At 43.1% G+C, this 13588-nt stretch carries 18 protein-coding genes, 1 tRNA gene and 1 pseudogene; 11 read left to right on the top strand and 9 right to left on the bottom strand.

Annotated elements, in window-relative coordinates:
• Window positions 1–75: 75 nt before the first annotated feature.
• The 4 genes from NFR62_RS00540 to NFR62_RS00555 form a co-directional block, all read right to left on the bottom strand.
• Window positions 76–564, bottom strand: coding sequence for a GNAT family N-acetyltransferase (locus NFR62_RS00540; protein ID WP_251612136.1), 489 nt, complete (start codon window positions 562–564; stop codon window positions 76–78).
• A gap of 75 nt (window positions 565–639) precedes the next feature.
• A complete protein-coding gene (locus NFR62_RS00545) occupies window positions 640–1575 on the bottom strand; it encodes a recombinase family protein (RefSeq protein ID WP_251612138.1) in 936 nt (311 codons plus the stop codon).
• A complete protein-coding gene (locus tag NFR62_RS00550) occupies window positions 1568–2158 on the bottom strand; it encodes a recombinase family protein (RefSeq protein WP_251612140.1) in 591 nt (196 codons plus the stop codon). The genes NFR62_RS00545 and NFR62_RS00550 overlap by 8 nt, the downstream gene beginning before the upstream one ends.
• Complete coding sequence (locus NFR62_RS00555; RefSeq protein ID WP_251612142.1) at window positions 2155–2523, bottom strand: helix-turn-helix domain-containing protein; 369 nt, start codon at window positions 2521–2523, stop codon at window positions 2155–2157. Before NFR62_RS00555 ends, NFR62_RS00550 begins: the two co-directional genes overlap by 4 nt.
• 138 nt (window positions 2524–2661) lie before the next feature.
• On the opposite strand from NFR62_RS00555, the gene NFR62_RS00560 reads away from it, so the two are divergent.
• Genes NFR62_RS00560 through NFR62_RS00585 form a run of 6 tightly spaced genes read left to right on the top strand, consistent with a single transcriptional unit; the run spans window position 2662 to window position 5706 of the window.
• On the top strand, window positions 2662–3114 hold the full coding sequence (locus NFR62_RS00560; RefSeq protein WP_251612144.1) for an AraC family transcriptional regulator: 453 nt from the start codon (window positions 2662–2664) through the stop codon (window positions 3112–3114).
• Window positions 3115–3120: 6 nt separating this feature from the next.
• On the top strand, window positions 3121–3780 hold the full coding sequence (locus NFR62_RS00565) for a nucleotidyltransferase domain-containing protein (RefSeq protein WP_251612146.1): 660 nt from the start codon (window positions 3121–3123) through the stop codon (window positions 3778–3780).
• Window positions 3777–4241: a GNAT family N-acetyltransferase gene (locus NFR62_RS00570; protein WP_251612148.1), complete on the top strand. Its 465-nt coding sequence runs from the start codon at window positions 3777–3779 to the stop codon at window positions 4239–4241. Before NFR62_RS00565 ends, NFR62_RS00570 begins: the two co-directional genes overlap by 4 nt.
• Window positions 4242–4282: 41 nt before the next feature.
• Window positions 4283–4483, top strand: coding sequence for a 4-oxalocrotonate tautomerase DmpI (gene dmpI, locus NFR62_RS00575; RefSeq protein WP_251612150.1), 201 nt, complete (start codon window positions 4283–4285; stop codon window positions 4481–4483).
• Window positions 4480–5241: an MBL fold metallo-hydrolase gene (locus NFR62_RS00580; protein WP_251612152.1), complete on the top strand. Its 762-nt coding sequence runs from the start codon at window positions 4480–4482 to the stop codon at window positions 5239–5241. The genes dmpI and NFR62_RS00580 overlap by 4 nt, the downstream gene beginning before the upstream one ends.
• Window positions 5242–5262: 21 nt before the next feature.
• Window positions 5263–5706, top strand: coding sequence for a YbhB/YbcL family Raf kinase inhibitor-like protein (locus tag NFR62_RS00585; protein ID WP_251612154.1), 444 nt, complete (start codon window positions 5263–5265; stop codon window positions 5704–5706).
• 55 nt (window positions 5707–5761) lie between these two features.
• Here the strand turns inward: NFR62_RS00585 and NFR62_RS00590 are convergent, their stop codons facing one another.
• Entirely contained in the window at window positions 5762–6160 is a 399-nt protein-coding gene (locus NFR62_RS00590) for a winged helix-turn-helix transcriptional regulator (RefSeq protein WP_251612155.1), read from the bottom strand.
• A gap of 151 nt (window positions 6161–6311) precedes the next feature.
• On the opposite strand from NFR62_RS00590, the gene NFR62_RS00595 reads away from it, so the two are divergent.
• From NFR62_RS00595 to NFR62_RS00605, 3 genes are all read left to right on the top strand, one after another.
• Window positions 6312–7196: a radical SAM protein gene (locus NFR62_RS00595; RefSeq protein ID WP_251612157.1), complete on the top strand. Its 885-nt coding sequence runs from the start codon at window positions 6312–6314 to the stop codon at window positions 7194–7196.
• A gap of 688 nt (window positions 7197–7884) precedes the next feature.
• Window positions 7885–8796: a MobV family relaxase gene (mobV, locus tag NFR62_RS00600; protein WP_275556874.1), complete on the top strand. Its 912-nt coding sequence runs from the start codon at window positions 7885–7887 to the stop codon at window positions 8794–8796.
• A gap of 32 nt (window positions 8797–8828) precedes the next feature.
• Window positions 8829–9014 carry a hypothetical protein gene (locus tag NFR62_RS00605; protein WP_251612159.1) on the top strand — a complete coding sequence of 62 codons (186 nt, stop codon included), beginning with the start codon at window positions 8829–8831 and terminating at the stop codon, window positions 9012–9014.
• Window positions 9015–9259: 245 nt separating this feature from the next.
• On the opposite strand, the gene NFR62_RS00610 is transcribed toward NFR62_RS00605, so the two are convergent.
• Window positions 9260–9342: transfer RNA gene (locus NFR62_RS00610), tRNA-Leu, on the bottom strand.
• Between the two features lie 173 nt (window positions 9343–9515).
• Here NFR62_RS00610 and NFR62_RS00615 point away from each other — a divergent pair.
• Window positions 9516–10640 (top strand): galactokinase, encoded by a 1125-nt coding sequence (locus NFR62_RS00615; RefSeq protein ID WP_251612161.1) that lies wholly within the window; start codon window positions 9516–9518, stop codon window positions 10638–10640.
• A 20-nt stretch (window positions 10641–10660) separates the two neighbouring features.
• Window positions 10661–11674, top strand: coding sequence for a UDP-glucose 4-epimerase GalE (gene galE, locus NFR62_RS00620; RefSeq protein WP_251612163.1), 1014 nt, complete (start codon window positions 10661–10663; stop codon window positions 11672–11674).
• Between the two features lie 29 nt (window positions 11675–11703).
• Here the strand turns inward: galE and NFR62_RS10205 are convergent, their stop codons facing one another.
• From NFR62_RS10205 to NFR62_RS00630, 3 genes and pseudogenes are all read right to left on the bottom strand, one after another.
• On the bottom strand, window positions 11704–12435 hold the full coding sequence (locus tag NFR62_RS10205; RefSeq protein WP_420851351.1) for an MATE family efflux transporter: 732 nt from the start codon (window positions 12433–12435) through the stop codon (window positions 11704–11706).
• 228 nt (window positions 12436–12663) lie between these two features.
• Window positions 12664–13204 (bottom strand): annotated as a pseudogene (locus NFR62_RS10210) (MATE family efflux transporter); the annotation flags it as partial.
• Window positions 13205–13262: 58 nt separating this feature from the next.
• The gene (locus NFR62_RS00630) at window positions 13263–13580 is read right to left on the bottom strand and encodes an L-rhamnose mutarotase (RefSeq protein WP_251612167.1); all 318 of its coding nucleotides are present in this window, start codon (window positions 13578–13580) and stop codon (window positions 13263–13265) included.
• Window positions 13581–13588: the final 8 nt, after the last annotated feature.

Consider the following 13588-nt stretch of genomic DNA (forward strand, 5'->3'; position numbering starts at 1 on the left):
ATTCAATATACCATTTTTATAGCTTTTTGTCAATTCTGCGAACGCGCGGCAATTTGCAACTCACAAAATTGAAGCTTATTTTACAATTATCTCGTAATGTATTCTTTGCCCTGCGTATTCGGGGCAAATCGGTTCTTCGCTTTTTTTCACAAACCTGAATCCGACACTTTCATAAGTGCGTTGTGCGGCAACCAACTTCTCGTTAGTACAAACAATAATTTTTTTTGCACCTTGAGCAATAATGCGATTTACAGCCTCTCGCATTTGTCGTCCGCCGTAGCCGTTGCTTTTATGTGCAGTTGCAATACAATTATGTCCTACCTCTGCCACTTCGGGTAATTTTCTGGGGTCCCACGAAACAAATCCGATAGGCTTATCGGCTAAAACCGTAATAAACCCGTATTTTTCGGCAATTTGCGGGTTGTCGTAAAAAAAGTCGTCAAACTCTTGCCATTGCTTTTGCCAATAACGTGCAAATTTCGGTTCGTATGAATATCCGTCTTTCAACAATGCCGCAAGCGTTCCGCGAGGGAACTCTGTTATTTTTTCAAATTTCAAGCTCATAGTCGCATCCATAAATTACTGTTTATCGTACTATGATTATACCACAAAGAAATACCGAAATCAATGTTCGTACTTTCATATATAAAAATAAATCCGAACCAATCGCCTTATGCACATTCGGTTCGGATTAAATTGTTTTGGTGCACCGTTTGAAAACAAGGTTGAACTTTCGAGTTCTTCAAGCGATACAATTTCTTCTTTACCGTTCGCGTTATATACGATTTTCATATAATCGTCGTAAAGGTAAATCGAGTTTATGAAGGTATCAATAATCTTTCGTTTTCCGTCTTGCGTGGATATATCTATCTTACGGAAGTTATATAGTGCCATTTTGAAATGGCCTTGCGTGAATATCGGTGTTTTTAACTGTTCCTTTGCAATCGCGTCCGTTATTTCTTTTTGCTCTGTTTCAAGGTCGGACAGCCGCTTTAACAGTATTTCCGTTGCGTAACCTTTCTGAACGGCGTTTACTATATTCTCAATCTCTTTTTCTTTTTGCTTTAACTGTTCTTGTAACTTGGGGAGTAGCGTGCTTTCCGTGCATTGCAATTCAAACAGCTTTTCCGAAAGCCTTTCAATCACACCGTCGTCTTTTAGAAATTCCATTGTTTTATGGACAATAAAATCTTCTAACTTGATCTTGCCGACAGCCTTTTTCTCGCATTTATGCTTTTTCTGTCGAACGCAAGCATAGTACCGATAGACAACGCCTTTTGTTCCGCTCGTTCCCGCTTGCGCTACCATCATAGCGCCGCAACGCCCACAAAAAAGTTTTGTCGTTAATATATAATCGTCGTCCGCTGTGTGCCTTGCCGGTGCTTTGGAGTTCTTGGCAAGTTCCAACTGTACGGAATTGAAAAGTTCTTCGCTCACAATAGACGGTACACTGTCTTTGATAACCACGCCCATATGACGGTATTCGCCTATGTAAACTCTGTTTGAGAGCATATACCGAATAGCGTTATATCGTAACTCTTTCCCGTTAGGGCGAGTGACTTTCCGCTCAGACATTATGCTGTAAATCTCTTTTACCGTATTTCCCATCGTTACACAACTTGAATATCTCGGCAACGATAGGCGCGGCTTTCGGGTCTATATCTAACTTGCGTTCCGCATTTATTATATATCCAAACGGAACATTGCCGCCGTTCCATAAACCTTTTAAGGCGTTCTCTTTCATACCGCGAGTTACTTTCTCGGCAAGTTCGGCGGAATAGAATTCTGCCATTCCTTCCAAGACCGATTCAAGGAGTATGCCTTCCGAGCCTTCGGCAATCGTTTCTTTTGCCGATACAACCTTTACGCCGTTTTTGCGGAGTAGTGCTTTATAGTGTGCGCTGTCGTAACGGTTACGGGAAAAACGGTCTAACTTCCAAACGATGATACAATCAAAAGCGTGTTTATAGCTATCCTTTATCATACGCTGAAATTCGGGACGGTTATCCGTCTTTGCGGACAACGCTCTGTCTATGTAATTGCCCATAACTTGAATATCGTTATAGGTTGCGTATTCCATACACTCGCGGAGCTGACCTTCGATACTCGCTTCCGTTTGGTTATCGCTTGAATATCTTGCGTAAATGACTGCTCTCATTTGTTTTGTTCCCCCATAAGGCGTAAAAGTGTTTCCTTTAATTGTGCGTTTGCAGGAGAGTTCGGGTCAAAGCACATTTCGATTAGCTCTTGCATTTGAGTTTGGTTTTTCCATACTTTGGGTTGAAAATCGTATAGCTTGCCTTGCGGGTTGTCCGTCCTGCCGAATATATAGTCAAGCGATACGTCAAAAAAGTCGGCGTACTGCATTAACACGCCGTAGGGCGGAAACGCTTGTCCTTTTTCATAACGGAATATGGCGGGTTGTTCCACTCCTTCAAAATTAGCGGCGAGTTTGGCTTGAGAAAGTCTAACGCTTTCTCGTAAGCCTTTTAATCTTTGCGCTACTATCGTCGGTTTCTTCATATAACCACCTAAATCTTTATTTTGAATTATAATACTACATATAAAGATTATTGTCAATACGATTTAGAAATAAAATTTCACTTGAAAAAAATTCTTTGTTGTGCTATAATTTTAATGATTAAACTTCGGAGGAATACAATGGCTTACTCATTTAAGAGCGTAACGATACGCACGGACAATTCCGAGAGTGGAATGGTAAAAATCAACGAACTTTGGGCGGATATTATGACGGGCAAAATTACGCTTGACTTTATAGAAAACGGCACACCCGTAAAAGGACTGTCGCCTATATCGTCATACAGCGATTACGAAAGCGACGAGAAAGGCAAATACAACTTGTCCGTTATGTCCGTAACAGTAGATTTCTTTACAAAAATGGAAGAATTGGTCGCGCAAGGCAAGTATATCAAAATCGACGAGAGCGGCGAAACGATTGCCGACTGCGCTAACAAAGCGTGGTCGAAAGTTTGGCAACTTACCGCAAGCGGCGAACTTAAACGTGCTTTTACAATCGACTATGAAAGCACCGTACCCGCCGAATATACCAAAGACGGTAAAGCGCATTGCTATTTATACATAGCGGTGAAGTAAAAAATTATGATTGACATTAAAACTTGGATTGCGGAATTTACAAACAAAGTCGAGCAAACTTTTTCCGAACGCGTATGGTTTATAGGTTTGCAAGGCAGTTACGGCAGAGGCGAAGCAACTCAAACAAGCGATATAGACGTGGTTGTAATTCTCGACGAACTGCGTATAGACGATTTGAAAGCCTATCGGGATATGCTCGATACTTTGCAGAACAGAGAACTTGTTTGCGGTTTCATTTCGGGCAAGGACGAACTTTTGAATTGGGAAACGAGCGACCTTTTTCAATTCTATTACGATACCACACCCATTAAAGGTACGCTCGATTGCTTGCTTGAAAAGATAGATAAAAAGGCAGTAAAGCGGGCTATAAAAATCGATGCGTGCAATATTTATCACGCCTGCGTGCATAACTTCGTTCACGAAAAAAACTACGATATTCTGCGCTCGCTTTATAAATCTGCTGTATTTGTTTTACTAGCGATATGGTTTTACGAAACGGGTAAATATATCAAATCAAAGGCTGAATTGCAAAATGCAATCAATCCGCCGTCTGCCGTACTAACAAATGCACAAGAGTTAAAGAACGGTGCAAGCGTAAAGTTTGAGGAAATGTCGGAGTTGCTACTGAATTGGGCGACGGCGCTAATAAGGGGATATAACGAATGACCATAGAGCTTATAAAGGAAAACGAAATACAAGAAACTTGCGATATGGTAGCCCGCGCGTGTAAAAATTCGGTTTTTGCCGAGTTTTATCCGCAACAGCCGCAATATTTTTCTATTCCGTATGACGAAATAAAGCAAAAAGCCGAATACGGACATTTCTATGTTGTGAAAGAATGCGGCAAAATTATCGGATGCGGGTGTATCGGCGCTTATTGGGACAGTTTGACGGAAAGTTGGATAAACACTATTTTTGTTGAGCCGTCCCATCAACATAAAGGAATCGGCAAGAAAATCATAGAACATTTGGAAAGCGACGAATATGCGAAGAGAGCAAACCGCATTGAAATTCATTCGGCAATATCGGCGATACCGTTCTATCGCAAATTAGGCTACGAACATAAACACGGAGATTTGTCTTATAAGGACGGAATGTTCGACCTTGAAAAGTTTTTTAATAAATAGATTTTAACGGTTGTTCGCCACAAAATAAAAAGGAGTAAATAATGCCTTATATCAAAATCGAAAGCGGAAAACTGACCGACGAACAAAAAACGTTGCTTATAAAGCGCGTAACCGAAGTCTCTGCGGAAATTATGAATATTCCGAAAGAATTTTTTACAACAACCATTACGGAATTGCCCGATAAAAACTTCGGTATCGGCGGCAAAACCATCGATATTATCAAAGACGAGTACAAAAAATGAAAGATTGGTTTACAATAGATAAAATCGACGAAACGACTTATATTATAAGCGAATATCGCCACCCAGAAGAAACACACTGCTATCTTTTAATCGGCAGCGAGCGTTGTCTTTTGATTGATACGGGACTTGGGATATGTAATATTTACGAGCAAGTCCGTAAGCTGACGAACAAACCCGTTACCGCCGTTGCAACGCATATTCATTGGGATCATATAGGCGGTCATAAATATTTCCCCGATTTTTACGCCCATAAAGCTGAGTTGGATTGGCTGAAAGGCAAATTTCCGTTGACGACACAAACCATCCGCGATATGGTAATAGACCGTTGCGATTTGCCCGAAGGCTTTGACGTAAGCAAGTACGAGATGTTTCAGGGAACACCAACGAAGGTGTTAAACGGCGGCGAAATAATTGATTTGGGCAATAGAAAAATCGAAGTCTTACATACCGCAGGGCATTCGCCGGGACACCTTTGCTTTTGGGAGCGAGAGCGCGGCTACATATTTACGGGCGACTTGATTTATAAAGATACGTTGTTTGCTTATTATCCGTCCACCGACCCCGAAGCGTATTTACAGTCGCTTGAAAAAATAGCAGCGTTACCGTCAAAAAGACTTTTCCCCGCTCATCACTCACTTGATATACAGCCCGAAATTGCAATAAGAATGAGAGATGCGTTTCGAGAATTGAAAGCGCAAGACAAACTGCATCACGGCGCAGGGACATTCGATTACGGCGATTGGGCGGTGTGGTTATAAAAATTATAACGGAGTTGAAATATGGAACAGTTGATATTCAGTTTACCCGATTTTGCAAACGGTGATACGTTTCCTATCGACCACACAGGCAGAGGGAAAGATTTGTCGCCCGAAATTGTAATTGAAAATCTTTCCGATAACGCCAAAACACTTGCGGTTACTTTGGAAGATATAAGCCACCCGATAAAAAACTTTACGCATTGGATTATTTGGAATATTCCGGCAACAAGCAAAATCGAACAGGCAATCCCGAAAGGAAAATACATTTCGAATATAGGCGCAACACAAGGTATAGCATACGGTATGCACAGATACGCCGGTCCGAAACCGCCGCACGGTAAAACGCATAAATATCGCATAACGGTTTATGCGTTAGATTGTTCGATAGACTTATCTGCGATTAAACGGAAAAAAGCACTTTCTCAAAAAAGCCGAAAATCATATTTTGCAAAAAGGTTCTCTTGAATATAAGTTTGAGTAAACCAAAAGCCGAAAGATCTGTTGACCTTTCGGCTTTTTATTATTCTTGGTTTAACAATTCTTTTATTTGTTCTTCCGTGTACGGACTGACATAATCGGGCAAGCATAAATGCGTTTGGCTCCAAATCATCATTTGCGTAAGTACAGGCACAAAACTTTTACCGAGTTCCGTCAAAGTATATTCTACTTTCGGCGGAATTTCTTTATAAATTTCGCGGTGTATAAAACCGTCGTCCTCTAATTCGCGTAACTGTTTTGTTAACGTCGATTGAGTTATACCTTCCATTCGGCGCAACAATTCCCCGAAGCGTTGTACTTTATAAAACGCAATGTACCAAAGAATTAAGAATTTCCATTTACCGCTTAAAACGGCTTGCAACGTATTCATAGGAACACACCGCGCCATAACTTCTCTTTTCCTAAATTTGTTGTCTGTCATAATAACTCCTTTTTATCATTATAGCGCATTGAAAAAAGCAAGTCAAATATAATAGTATCCTTTTTGATAGTACTACTAAATAAAGACAGTACTTGTATTTCTATACTATTATGATTTATAATATAGAAAAACAAAAGGACGGTATTTATTTATGCACTACACGGGAACGGTTTGGCGCCCGCCATACGAGGCTTGGTCGACTTTATTACAAGTAACTGCGGGCTGTACGCACCATAAATGTAAATTCTGCACGTTATACGAGGACATTCCTTTCAAATTCAAGATGTCTCCCATGGACGAGATAGAGGACGATTTGAAAGAATTGAATCATTTTACGCCCGATGTAACGAGAATGTTTTTAGTCGGTGCAAACCCGTTTGTATTATCGACGGAAAAACTGCGGCAAATAGCATATTTATCTAAACAATATCTCAACCGATTAAAAACTATCGGCTGTTTTGCGCGTATAACCGATATAGCGCCGAAAAGCGTTGACGAATTAAAACAGTTGCGTATTTGCGGTTATAACGGTATTACAATCGGCGTTGAAACGGGCGATGACGAAGCGCTGTCTTTTATGAATAAGGGCTATTCTTCTGCCGACATTTTAGAACAATGCCGCAAACTTGACGAGGTCGGGCTGGAATATAACTTTTTCTATCTTACGGGTATTTACGGTAAAGGTAAAAGCAAAAAAGGCGTTGAAAATACGTTAAAAGTATTTAATCGATTAAACCCGAAAATCGTCGGCGCGTCTATGCTTACGATTTATACCGCGTCGGAATTGTACGGCGAAATTCAAAACGGAAATTGGACGGAAGAAAGCGAAACGGAAAAATACGAGGAGTTGAAAATGCTTGTAAACGGTTTAGATATTAAAACGCATTTTGCAGCTCTCGGTGCGTCTAATGCCGTACAATTACACGGTAACTTACCAACCGAAAAAAACGAATTAATTGCCATAATTGACGAGATTTTGAGCCGTTTTGGGGAAAGCGAATTGAAACGGTATAGGAAAAATTTGAAACACCTTTAATATGCCTTTCGACAAAAGTTTTCATAAAAAGTGTTTCACTGTCCGTTTATGGGAAGTGAACATATTACAACGGTATGTATTCTATGATATAATACATACTGTACCGCGATAGAGTGATAAGCGGTATTGTACCCTTTTCGGATAGAAGTTCTGTGGTGGACGTTAAAGAGTTAGTCCATAGAAAGCAGAAGGTTTTGGGCGTTATGACCGCCCGCGCCTTAGCTTACGGATAGAGCGTAGGTTTTATAGTGTTACGCAAAATTCGTATGCCGTGATAGGCTTTTATAAGTGTACAATTTTTTCGGTTAAGGAGTGTCTTTTGAGCTAAAACATTACTAACAATTCCATAAAATGGCTAACCACCATAGAGCAATTTAATGTTGCTAAATACGGTTAGAGGTCGGTGATACGTAAAGCGTTCAGCGGCTTTTTTATGTTCTTTTTTCGGTATCTATCCCGCTTTTTCTTGCGTGGACGAAGATATAAAAACTAACAATTCGGAGGTAAATCTATGACAATAAGACCGCCTTAATACGGCAATCAAACGGTAAGCATAGTTCTATCGTTCTGTGGACAAAAGCTCCGCAGGACGAACGAAACTTATGAAGCGAAGCGAAATAAGTGTAGTGAGCTACACTTTAAATACGGATTTAAAATTTTATTATCGGAGGACGAAACTATTTATATCATTTACAACTTAAAGAAACTGAAAAAGAACGCCGTTACAGACGTCGAAGAAGAAAACGAACGCGACGAATATTATCAAGCGACCAACCCGCAAATAGACAGTTCGCGGACAAAGGACAACTACCACATTGTTATTCCGTCGGGCAGGTATATGGACGTTATTCAAGAACGCATAAACGGACTGCATTTGAAACGCAAGGTGCGCTCGGATGCTGTTTATCTTGTGTCGTTTGTTCTTGGTGCAAGTCCCGAATTTTTTAAGGTGTCCACGAAGGAAAAACAGTATGCTTTCTTTCGGGATTGCGTCAAGTTTTTTCAAAGCAAGTACGGCGAAGAAAACGTGCTGTCGGCTATCGTGCATATGGACGAAACTAACCCTCATATGCACTTAAACCTTATCCCTATTACCAACGGTAAGTTATGTGCAAAAGACTTGTTCGACGGAAAGCTCGCCGCACTCCAAACGGAGTTTTGGAAAGAAGTCGGAGAAAAATACGGACTTGACAGAGGCAAGCCGAACAGTCAAGCCGAACACTTGGATACGGCGGAATATAAGGCGAAAAAGATTGTAGAAGCTGCCGAGCAAAAACGCGCCGAAGCGGAAGAATATTCGGAAGCGTTACAGCAAGCCGAACAAGGAGAAATTGCCCACAGCAAAAGCGGAATGCGAAAACAAATCGTAGCCGTAACCGCAGATAACGCCGACCTTAAAAAGCGGTTAGACAAGGTAATGCAGGAAACGCTTGACATTGACAAAGAGAACAAAGAACTCAAAGCGTACAAAGTCAGAGCGGCAAAAGCTCTTGAACTGCTTGCAAAGTTAGAGCGTGAAAACCCGTCGGCTTACAATGCGCTGTTTGAAAGCCAACAAAAACCGCCCACACCTTCATCAAAGAATTGGTGGTCGAAGTAAAATTTATAGGAGGAAAACGTATCGAGTAAACTATGCCGACAAAGAAACAACAACCCAAGACCGATTTTGATATTCCCGAATATCAGCTTGAATCTCTTGCGAGAGTATTGTTGCCGATTTTGCAGGAATATCTATCGTCCGAGCAAGGACAAAAAGACTACGCCGAATGGCAACAATCACAACTGAATAAACAATCGAATAATAAAGAGTCCCGATAAATAGTATAGGGATAGCCGTTGAAAGATACGGAATAAGGAAAACCGCCGAAGTTGAGCGGTATATAAATGAAAGATATAACCCTAATCAAGTTAGGTAGCCGTACATAAAGGTATAAACGGCAAACGCCGATAGAGCCACAAACTCTATCGGCGTTTTTCTATGCTTGGAAGTTTTCAAATTCTTCCATAAAACAAAATAGCCCGAACGTTCTTTTTACGGTAAAGAAGTTCAAGCTATTAAGACTTGGTGCGGTCGACAGGACTTGAACCTGCATGGTCGCCCACAAGATCCTTAGTCTTGCGTGTCTGCCAATTCCACCACGACCGCTTAGCTTGACTATTATACTAAAAATGGGGAAAGTTTGTCAAACGTTTTAAAGTAAGTTTAAGAATATATTTGTAAAATTAGATTTGTGTTGACAAAATATTTAAATTAAGTTATTATATTTACGGTTACGAATTGCGTGAGTGCGGTAGCTAAAACGGTATGTGAGGTTTTGTATGACTGACCTAAATAACTACGAATGGAAAGTGACTGCGGCAGGACGGGTAAATCTTATAGGCGAGCATATCGACTATTGCGGCGGTAAAGTTTTTCCTGCGGCTCTCGGCATGCGCAACACGGTTTACGTTAGGGCGAACGGCACTGACAAAATAAATTTGAGTTGGACAACGCTTTCGGATAAGGTGACGCTCGAGCTTGATAAACTTGAAACTTATCGCTCGCTTAAATACGGCAACTATCAGGCGGGTAGCGCGCTAATGTGGCAAAAGGCGGGGCATAAACTTGTGGGGTGCGATATGGTTCAAGATTGCACTGTGCCTTTCGGAAGCGGGCTTAGTTCAAGCGCTGCAATAGAGGTTTCTACGATTGCGGCTCTCGCCGCTGTGGCGGGCGAAAAAGCGGAGCCTGTGGAGGTTGCAAAAACGGCTCAACGCGCTGAACGCGAATATGCGGGCGTTAATTGCGGCATAATGGACCAATACGCGTCGGCGTGCGGAAAGGCGGGGCACGCAATGCTCCTTGACTGCAACACTCTGAGTTGCGAATATGTGCCTGTTAAAACGGGCGATTGTTCGCTTGTGATTATAAATTGCAACAAGCCGCACAGCCTTATGGAAAGCAAGTACAACGAGAGAAGAGACGAAACAGATAAGGCTCTCGCCATATTGAGAGAGCCTGCTAAAATTAGTTGCCTTGCCGAACTCGATTTGCGCGCTTTCGAAAAATATTGCGGCTTGTTGCCCGAGAAAATTCGTTTGCGCGTGAAGCACGTCGTTGAAGAATGCGAACGCGTTCGTCTTGCCGCCGTAGCGATGAAAACGGGCGACATGCCCGCGCTCGGCGCTCTTTTAAACGCTTCGCACGCGTCGTTGCGCGACTTATACGAAGTTACAGGGAAAGAACTCGACGCTCTCGCGGAAGCCGCGCAAAGCCATTCCGCATGTTTCGGCTCGCGCATGACTGGCGGCGGTTTTGGCGGTTGTACCGTTTCGATTGTGCAAACTCGCGCTTTAAGCGAGTTTACAAAGCATGTCGGCGAACGCTATAAAAAAGCTACCGGATACGAACCGTCGTTTTATCAAACGGAAATATCCGACGGAATAACGGTAGAGAAAATATAAGACGGGAGGAGCTGAATATTATGAAAATTTTGGTGACAGGCGGCGCAGGTTACATAGGTTCGCACACATGCGTGGAGTTGCTTGCGGCGGGGCACGAACCCGTTGTTATTGATAATTTTGTAAATTCATCGGAAGAGAGCGTTAAGCGCGCCGAAAAAATTTCGGGTAAAAAAATACCGCTTTATTGCGGCGACGTGCGCGACGGCGAATTGCTCGAACGTATTTTTAACGAAAATAAAATAGAATGGGTTATTCATTTTGCGGGGCTTAAAGCCGTAGGCGAATCGTGCGCAAAACCGATTGAATATTACGACAACAATTTGGGCGGAACAATGTCTCTTTTAAACGCTATGCGAGCGCACGGCTGCAAGAAAATCGTGTTTTCTTCGTCGGCTACTGTATACGGCACGCCCGAAAAATTGCCGCTCGACGAAACGTGCAGAGTAGGCGACACAACCAACCCTTACGGAACGTCGAAATTTTTTCAGGAAATTATGCTGTCGGACGTTTGCAAAGCCGACGGAGAATGGAGCGTTGTGTTGTTGCGGTATTTTAACCCCGTAGGCGCGCACGAGAGCGGGCTTATAGGCGAGGACCCTAAGGGAATACCTAATAACCTTACGCCGTATATCGCAAAAGTTGCGGTCGGAGAGCTTAAAGAAGTCGGAGTGTTCGGAAACGATTATTCCACGCCCGACGGCACCGGAGTGCGCGATTATATTCACGTTGTGGACCTTGCCAAAGGGCACGTTGCCGCCGTAAATAAAATAAAGACGGCGGGCGTGCACGTTTATAATCTCGGCACGGGGGTAGGGTACAGCGTGCTCGATATGATTCGCGCGTTTGAAAAAGCGTGCGGTCATGCCGTGCCTTATGCCGTTAAACCGCGAAGAGCGGGCGACATAGCCGCTTGCTATGCCGACGCGTCGAAAGCGAAACGCGAACTCGGTTGGGAAGCGAAACTCGGCATAAACGAAATGTGCGAGTCGCTATGGAATTGGCAGAGTAAAAATCCGAACGGATACCGTAGTTGAGAAGAACTGTTTAAGTTCGTTCCCGTAGCTTAATCGTTTAACGTAATAACGGTTTCGGTTTTGGTTTTTTTCAAATATATATGTTTAATTGTAGCTATAATTAAAAGTAGGTCGGCGGCGAGCCATGCGCAAGGGTCGGCAAGGCTAAGGCAGAAAAATGATAGCGTTGAGGCGGTGCAAGTTATTGCGCCGCCGTTTACAAGTTGCGGCAATATTAAACAAACGCCTATTCTGCCAACAAGTTCGGCTATTCCCGCAAAGAACGGAAAGAGCGGTTTTCCCAGACCTTGAACGGCATTTCTCAATAAAAAAATCATACCTACAAAGAATAGAGTGGGGAGAGCGGCGTATAGGTATGTGTTGCCGTACCGTATGCTTTCCGCAGTGATTTTGTCGCTTGCCAAAAAAAGATGCTGATATGCGCCGTTGACTGAAAGCAGTAGCCCTAATGCCAAGTCGAAAACCGCTATAATAAGCATCATAATTATAGCTTGAGTTGTTCCGCGCTTTATTCGTTCGTATTTTCCCGCGCCGTTGTTTTGCCCGCAAAACGAAAGCATAGCCGTTCCGAGCGCGTTCATGGGAGTCATAAAAATGTTGTCTAATTTGCATGCCGCGCTGTAGCCTATTTGAGCGGGCGTTCCCGCAACCATGACGCCTTCGGCTGTTTTATCGAACGATATAACTCCGTTAGACATTGTGAGTATGCCGAACGCGAGCACCGAAAACTGCAATCCGAGAGGAACGCCTTGCCAAAGCATTGCGCCCGCTTTGCGAAAAGTGATTGCCTTAAAGTCGCTTGCCCGCAGTCTTAATTCTTTATAGCGCGCAAATGTGAATATTATGCAACCGAGAGCCGACAACAGTTGCGACAGCACTGTGGCAAGCGCGGCGCCCGCCACGCCCCAGCGAAACGCAAGTATGAACAACAAGTCGAGCCCTATGTTCAAAACGGTGGAAATCGCCAAAAACACAAGCGGAGTAAAGGAGTCGCCTACGCTGCGTAGCACGCAGCAAATCGCGTTATAAAAAAATTGCCCTGCCATGCCGCCGCATATTATGGCGATATATGTGTACGCGGCTTTATAAACCTCGTTGTTTACCTCGTTGTCGCTCGGCGTTACCCCTAAAAGCGCGAGAAGCGGTTTTATACAAACGAGGCTAAGCCCCGAAACAGCCGCCGCTATTATTATGCTGAGCACGATTTGCGTAGCAAACGCTTGCCTTGCTCCTTCGGCGTCGTTGCGGCCTATGCGGTTGGCAATTATTACGCTCATGCCCGCAGTGCAACCGAACGCGAATTGCAAAAAAAATAAACGAGATGGAGTTGGTGTCGTTTACTCCCGCAACTTCGCTTGCGCTAAGCGTATATCCGCATATAGCGGCGTCGGCAACGCTGTAGAAATTTTGCAAAAGATAAGACACAAAAATGGGAACGCAAAACCTTAGTAGCGTTTTCCAAATAGTGCCTTGAGTTAAATCGGTTTGCGCGAAAAAGCCTTTGAATTTCCGAAAGGCGGATTTTGTCATAAGTTAAAGTCCTCAAATTAGGAAATAGAGGAAAGGGCTTGGAAATGATAAAGGCGTTTTAATTGAATTCGAACACTTTTTCAAGAAGAGGTTGCGCGCCCGTTACGGGGTCGGATTCCATAATCATAACGTCGCGCATATATTCGTTCCAACGTGCCACAACGGGGGAATCGGCTTGGGTTTTTGCGGCGAACTCTATTCCTTTTTCGCACTCGTAATAGCCGAAAACTTCGTTGCCGCACAGCCATATCGAGTAATTCCGTATGCCCGCTTGCGAAAGTACGTCTTTCATTTCTTGCCAAATTTCGTTATGTCTGCGAACGTATTCGTCGCGCTTGCCACTTAGCAAACTCGCTTTCCACGCATATTTTTCCATTTTTCATA

The organism is Pumilibacter muris, from assembly GCF_943193045.1.
Classification (GTDB): Bacteria; Bacillota; Clostridia; order Christensenellales; family Pumilibacteraceae; genus Pumilibacter; species Pumilibacter muris.

Bases quoted from the DNA above. Each gene is read 5' to 3' on its own strand.
- NFR62_RS00540 (WP_251612136.1), bottom strand. From the start codon at position 564: ATGAGCTTGAAATTTGAAAAAATAACAGAGTTCCCTCGCGGAACGCTT.
- NFR62_RS00545 (WP_251612138.1), bottom strand. From the start codon at position 1,575: ATGTCTGAGCGGAAAGTCACTCGCCCTAACGGGAAAGAGTTACGATAT.
- NFR62_RS00550 (WP_251612140.1), bottom strand. From the start codon at position 2,158: ATGAGAGCAGTCATTTACGCAAGATATTCAAGCGATAACCAAACGGAA.
- NFR62_RS00555 (WP_251612142.1), bottom strand. From the start codon at position 2,523: ATGAAGAAACCGACGATAGTAGCGCAAAGATTAAAAGGCTTACGAGAA.
- NFR62_RS00560 (WP_251612144.1), top strand. From the start codon at position 2,662: ATGGCTTACTCATTTAAGAGCGTAACGATACGCACGGACAATTCCGAG.
- NFR62_RS00565 (WP_251612146.1), top strand. From the start codon at position 3,121: ATGATTGACATTAAAACTTGGATTGCGGAATTTACAAACAAAGTCGAG.
- NFR62_RS00570 (WP_251612148.1), top strand. From the start codon at position 3,777: ATGACCATAGAGCTTATAAAGGAAAACGAAATACAAGAAACTTGCGAT.
- dmpI (WP_251612150.1), top strand. From the start codon at position 4,283: ATGCCTTATATCAAAATCGAAAGCGGAAAACTGACCGACGAACAAAAA.
- NFR62_RS00580 (WP_251612152.1), top strand. From the start codon at position 4,480: ATGAAAGATTGGTTTACAATAGATAAAATCGACGAAACGACTTATATT.
- NFR62_RS00585 (WP_251612154.1), top strand. From the start codon at position 5,263: ATGGAACAGTTGATATTCAGTTTACCCGATTTTGCAAACGGTGATACG.
- NFR62_RS00590 (WP_251612155.1), bottom strand. From the start codon at position 6,160: ATGACAGACAACAAATTTAGGAAAAGAGAAGTTATGGCGCGGTGTGTT.
- NFR62_RS00595 (WP_251612157.1), top strand. From the start codon at position 6,312: ATGCACTACACGGGAACGGTTTGGCGCCCGCCATACGAGGCTTGGTCG.
- NFR62_RS00605 (WP_251612159.1), top strand. From the start codon at position 8,829: ATGCCGACAAAGAAACAACAACCCAAGACCGATTTTGATATTCCCGAA.
- NFR62_RS00615 (WP_251612161.1), top strand. From the start codon at position 9,516: ATGACTGACCTAAATAACTACGAATGGAAAGTGACTGCGGCAGGACGG.
- galE (WP_251612163.1), top strand. From the start codon at position 10,661: ATGAAAATTTTGGTGACAGGCGGCGCAGGTTACATAGGTTCGCACACA.
- NFR62_RS10205 (WP_420851351.1), bottom strand. From the start codon at position 12,435: ATGCTTTGGCAAGGCGTTCCTCTCGGATTGCAGTTTTCGGTGCTCGCG.
- NFR62_RS00630 (WP_251612167.1), bottom strand. From the start codon at position 13,580: ATGGAAAAATATGCGTGGAAAGCGAGTTTGCTAAGTGGCAAGCGCGAC.